The organism is Nocardioides sp., from assembly GCF_024509035.1.
In the GTDB taxonomy this organism is placed as follows: Bacteria; Actinomycetota; Actinomycetes; order Propionibacteriales; family Nocardioidaceae; genus Nocardioides.
Genome location: NZ_JANINT010000156.1, coordinates 1 through 5,153 on the forward strand (window position 1 = coordinate 1; position 5,153 = coordinate 5,153).

The window sequence follows — 5,153 nt, forward strand, 5'->3', positions numbered from 1 at the left end:
GAAGTTCCAGGCCGTCGGCGCCAAGATCCCCAAGGGCGTGCTGCTCTACGGCCCTCCCGGCACCGGCAAGACCCTGCTGGCCCGCGCGGTCGCCGGTGAGGCCGGCGTGCCGTTCTACTCGATCTCCGGCTCCGACTTCGTCGAGATGTTCGTCGGTGTCGGTGCCTCCCGCGTGCGCGACCTGTTCGAGCAGGCCAAGGAGAACGCACCGGCCATCGTCTTCATCGACGAGATCGACGCCGTCGGCCGTCACCGCGGCGCCGGCATGGGCGGCGGCCACGACGAGCGCGAGCAGACCCTCAACCAGCTGCTGGTCGAGATGGACGGGTTCGACGTCCGCGGTGGCGTGATCCTCATCGCGGCCACCAACCGGCCCGACGTGCTCGACCCCGCGCTCCTGCGCCCCGGGCGGTTCGACCGCCAGATCCAGGTCGACGCCCCCGACCTCAACGGCCGCCACATGATCCTCAAGGTGCACTCGCGCGGCAAGCCGATGGCCCAGGACATCGACCTGCTCTCGGTGGCCCGCCGTACGCCGGGCTTCACCGGTGCCGACCTCGCCAACGTGCTCAACGAGGCCGCGCTGCTGACCGCACGCGCCAACCAGAAGCTCATCACGAACGTCAGCCTCGACGAGGCCATCGACCGCGTGATCGCCGGACCGCAGCGCCGCACGCGCCTGATGAGCGAGAAGGAGAAGCTGATCACGGCCTACCACGAGGGCGGCCACGCCCTGGTGGCCGCGGCGCTCCCCGGCACCGACCCGGTCCACAAGATCACGATCCTGCCCCGCGGTCGCGCCCTGGGCTACACGATGGTGCTGCCCGACGAGGACAAGTACTCCCAGACCCGCTCCCAGATGCTCGACTCCCTCGCCTACATGCTCGGCGGCCGGGCGGCCGAGGAGATGATCTTCCACGACCCGACCACCGGCGCCGGCAACGACATCGAGAAGGCCACCAACCTGGCCCGCGCGATGGTCACCCAGTACGGCATGACCGAGCGGCTGGGCGCGATCAAGCTGGGCGAGTCCAACTCCGAGCCGTTCCTGGGGCGCGACTTCGGCCACTCGCGCAACTACTCCGAGGACGTCGCCGCGATCGTCGACGAGGAGACCAAGAAGCTCCTCGCCAACGCCCACCAGGAGGCCTACGAGATCCTCGAGGAGAACCGCGACGTCCTCGACGCGCTGGTGCTCGAGCTCTTCGACAAGGAGACCCTCGACAAGGAGCAGGTGGCCCGGGTCTTCGAGCCGCTGCGCCGCCGCCCCGAGCGTCCCGCCTGGACGGGATCCGACCAGCGCCACCCCTCGACGCTGCCGCCGGTCGAGATCCCTCAGTGGATCCGCGACCGCACCGCCGCCAACGGCCAGACCAAGGACGACGCCCAGGAGGACGGCGGCGCCGGGCCGGTGCTGACCCCGCCGGGCTCCGGTGGCGACGTGCACGGCGGCCCCGGCGTCGGGGGCACGCCCGGCTCGCCCCCCGGCCTGCCGCCGCGGTGATCACGGGGTGTCCCACCCGCCGTCTAGGGTCGAGGGCATGACCGACTCGATCCGGCCGGACGCCCGCGCCGCCGCGGACATCGCGCCGTTCGACCAGGCGCGGGCCGAGGCCGCCGTCCGCGAGCTGCTCATCGCCATCGGCGAGGACCCCGAGCGTGAGGGCCTGCTCGAGACCCCGGCGCGCGTGGCGCGGGCGTACGCCGAGCTCACCGCCGGACTGCGGATGGAGCCCGAGGACGTCCTCACCACGACCTTCGACCTCGGCCACGACGAGATGGTCCTGGTGCGCGACATCGAGCTGTGGTCGATGTGCGAGCACCACCTCGTGCCGTTCACCGGAGTCGCCCACGTGGGCTACATCCCGGCCGAGAGCGGCAAGATCACCGGCCTGTCCAAGCTGGCCCGCCTCGTCGACGTCTACGCCAAGCGTCCCCAGGTGCAGGAGCGACTGACCACGCAGGTCGCCGACGCCCTGATGCGCCTGCTCGAGGCTCGTGGGGTGATCGTCGTGATCGAGGCCGAGCACCTGTGCATGACGATGCGCGGGGTCAAGAAGGCCGGCGCCCGGACGATCACCTCAGCAGTGCGCGGCGCGATGCGCACCAACCCGACGACCCGGGCCGAGGCGATGGCCCTGATCCACCGCCGGTGAGCCACCCGTGAGCCACTCATGAGCCGCCCGTGAGCACCGTCGACCTCTTCACGCCGCGGTCGCGACCCCGGCTGATGGGCGTCGTCAACGTCACCCCCGACTCCTTCTCCGACGGCGGGCGGTGGCTCGAGCCGCGCGATGCCATCGCCCACGGGCGCGAGCTGCTCGCCGACGGCGCCGACATCCTCGACATCGGCGGCGAGTCCACCCGCCCGGGCGCGACCAGGCCGCTCGTGGAGGAGGAGCTCGGCCGAGTGCTGCCCGTGATCACCGCGCTCGCGGGCGACGGGGCCGTCGTGTCGGTGGACACCATGCGCGCCGAGGTCGCCGAGGCGGCGCTGGCCGCCGGCGCCACCATCGTCAACGACGTCTCGGGTGGTCTGGCCGACCCGCGCATCCTCGACGTGGTGGCTGCGGCAGGAGCGCCGTACGTCGCCATGCACTGGCGCGCGCACGCCGATCACATGCGTGACTTCGCGGTCTACGACGGCCCGGGCGGCGTCGTGGGCGCCGTCCGCGACGAGCTCGCGGCGCGGGTCGAGGTGATGCGGGCGGCCGGGGTCGCCCCCGAGCAGGTCGTGCTCGACCCCGGGCTCGGGTTCGCCAAGCGCGCCGAGCACAACTGGGAGCTGCTGCGCCACCTCGACGAGCTGGCCTCGCTGGGCTACCCGCTCCTGGTGGGCGCGAGCCGCAAGTCCTTCCTCGGTAGGCTCCTGGCCGACCGCAGCGGGACCCCACGGCCGGTCGACCTGCGCGAGCACGCCAACACCGCCATCACGCTGCACCTCGCGCGACACGGCGTGTGGGGCGTGCGCGTGCACGACGTACGCGCCGCCCATGACGCGCTGCGCGTCATGGAGCGGCTCGACGAGCGGCAGGACGACGGGGAGGAGGAGCTGTGATCGACGAGCTGGCCGTCAGCGGCATCGAGTGCTTCGGTCATCACGGGGTGTTCGACTTCGAGAAGCGCGAGGGGCAGACCTTCGTCATCGACCTGGTCCTCGGGGTCGACACCGCGCCCGCGGCGACCTCCGACGACTTGCGCGACACGGTCGACTACGGAAGTCTCGTGGCCTCGGTGAAAGCCGCCGTGGAGAAGGATCCGGTCGACCTGATCGAGACTCTGGCCCAGCGGATCGCGGACGTCTGCCTCTTGGACGGCCGTGTTGAATGGGCGAGGGTGACGGTCCACAAGCCGGACGCACCCATCGAAGCGACGTTCGCGGACGTCACGCTGACGATCACCCGGAAACGTGAGGGCCCCTGTGACTGAGACCCCCAACCCGCACATCGTCGACACCGACACCCTGACCGGGGAGATGCGGCCGATCCGTCGCGCGGTGCTGGCCCTCGGCTCCAACCTCGGCGAGCGGTTCACGAGCCTGCAGGGCGCGATCAACGCGCTGGCGGACACCCCGGACGTGTGGGTCACCGCGGTGTCGCCGGTCTACGAGACCGACCCCGTCGACAGCCCGCCCGAGGCCAAGACCTACCTCAACGCCGTGGTCCTCATCGACACCACGCTGGCGGCGACGCGGCTCATGGACCGGGCGCTCGCGATCGAGGACGCGTTCGACCGGGAGCGCGGCGAGCAGCGCAACGCCCCGCGCACCCTCGACGTCGACCTGATCGTCGTCGGCGACCGGCGCAGCGACACCGAGTCGCTGCGGCTGCCCCACCCGCGGGCCGCCGAGCGCGCGTTCGTCCTGCGCCCCTGGTTCGACGTCGACCCGACCGCCGAGATCCCCGAGCGCGGTGCGGTCGGCGACCTCCTCGAGCAGACCGACCAGAGCGGCCTCAAGCTGCGCGACGACCTGGCCCTCGAGATCCAGTGACCGGACGGTGAGCGCCGGACCCTCCGGCGAGGAGCCCCAGCCGGCCGGACGCCTCCGGCCGACGTCGGGTGCCGCGCTCGCCCTCTGGGCCGTCGTCGGTCTGGTTGGTGGCTGGCTGCTCCACCCGGCCGCCGAGCGACTGCGCGACAGCGCCCCGATCGTGACGTGGGCCCAGCCGCTCGCGCTGCTCCTGGTCGCCGCGATCCTGGGCGCCACGGCGTACGTCACCTGGCGTGCCGTCCAGGTCGAGCAGCAGCGCCTCGAGCCGCACCGGGCCGTCAACCGTCTGGTGCTCGCCCGCTCGTGCGCGCTCGTCGGCGCGCTGGTGGCCGGCGGCTACCTCGGGTACGCCGTCAGCTGGCTCGGCGTGAACACCGAGCTCGGCGAGCAGCGGGCCTGGCGATCGGCCGTCGCGGCCGTCGCCGGCGTCGGCATCGTGGTCACCTCGCTGCTGCTCGAGCGCGCGTGTCGCGTCCGTTCCGACGACGAAGATGTCTAGCCTGCTTGCATGGCCTCTTCCCCTGCTCCGGCCGCCCGCCGTCGCCAGCGCAGCACCCGCCTGACCGTCGCCGTCGTGCTGCTCGTGATCGCCGCCGCGCTCGTGGCGGCCGCGATCGCCAGCGGCTCGGTGCTGCTGGTCTCGCTCACCGCCGTCGTCGCCGTGGTGCTGGGCGCCGCCGCGACCCGCATCACCCACGCCGAGCTGGCCGCCACCCGCCGCGACGCGGCGCGTGACCGCGCCGAGCAGGCCCAGGCCTACCGCGCGCTCACCGAGGCGCGCACGGCCGAGAACGCCGCGTTCGCCGAGTCGATGCAGGCCCGCGTCGCCGGGCAGCAGCGCACGATCGGCGAGCTCGAGGAGGCGCTGACGGCCGCCCAGGGCAGGGCCGCCGACGCCACCCGCAAGCTCAACGCCGAGGCGCGCCGCGCCGACGCCGCCGAGCGGGGCACCCGCGAGGTCGCCGAGAGCCTGGCCGCCGCCGAGCAGCGCGCCGCCGAGGCCATCGTCCGGGTCGCCGAGCTGGAGCAGGAGCTCGACGTCGTCCGGGCCGAGCTCGACGTCGTCACCCAGGCCTGGCACGCGGCGGAGGCAGGCCAGCGCAAGCGGGCCTAGGGGATCGCCGAACCCGATGAGTTCTAGCCCACGTTTCCCGACGTCCGG

7 protein-coding genes are annotated in these 5,153 nt (G+C 72.9%); all 7 read left to right on the forward strand.

From position 1 onward, the window contains the following. Positions 1-1,504: ATP-dependent zinc metalloprotease FtsH (gene ftsH / locus Q0L15_RS12245; RefSeq protein ID WP_296604714.1), on the forward strand; the 1,504-nt coding region annotated here is incomplete at its 5' end. 37 nt (positions 1,505-1,541) lie between these two features. Further along, the gene (gene folE, locus Q0L15_RS12250) at positions 1,542-2,156 is read left to right on the forward strand and encodes a GTP cyclohydrolase I FolE (protein ID WP_296604715.1); all 615 of its coding nucleotides are present in this window, start codon (positions 1,542-1,544) and stop codon (positions 2,154-2,156) included. 74 nt (positions 2,157-2,230) lie between these two features. Then, positions 2,231-3,058 (forward strand): dihydropteroate synthase, encoded by an 828-nt coding sequence (gene folP, locus Q0L15_RS12255; RefSeq protein WP_296604723.1) that lies wholly within the window; start codon positions 2,231-2,233, stop codon positions 3,056-3,058. Further along, positions 3,055-3,429, forward strand: a complete 375-nt coding sequence (folB, locus tag Q0L15_RS12260; RefSeq protein WP_296604717.1) for a dihydroneopterin aldolase — start codon at positions 3,055-3,057, stop codon at positions 3,427-3,429. The genes folP and folB overlap by 4 nt, the downstream gene beginning before the upstream one ends. Next, positions 3,422-3,991: a 2-amino-4-hydroxy-6-hydroxymethyldihydropteridine diphosphokinase gene (gene folK / locus Q0L15_RS12265; protein WP_296604719.1), complete on the forward strand. Its 570-nt coding sequence runs from the start codon at positions 3,422-3,424 to the stop codon at positions 3,989-3,991. Before folB ends, folK begins: the two co-directional genes overlap by 8 nt. A gap of 7 nt (positions 3,992-3,998) precedes the next feature. Further along, positions 3,999-4,490 carry a DUF3180 domain-containing protein gene (locus tag Q0L15_RS12270; protein ID WP_296604720.1) on the forward strand — a complete coding sequence of 164 codons (492 nt, stop codon included), beginning with the start codon at positions 3,999-4,001 and terminating at the stop codon, positions 4,488-4,490. 9 nt (positions 4,491-4,499) lie between these two features. Next, positions 4,500-5,105: a hypothetical protein gene (locus Q0L15_RS12275; RefSeq protein WP_296604722.1), complete on the forward strand. Its 606-nt coding sequence runs from the start codon at positions 4,500-4,502 to the stop codon at positions 5,103-5,105. Positions 5,106-5,153: the final 48 nt, after the last annotated feature.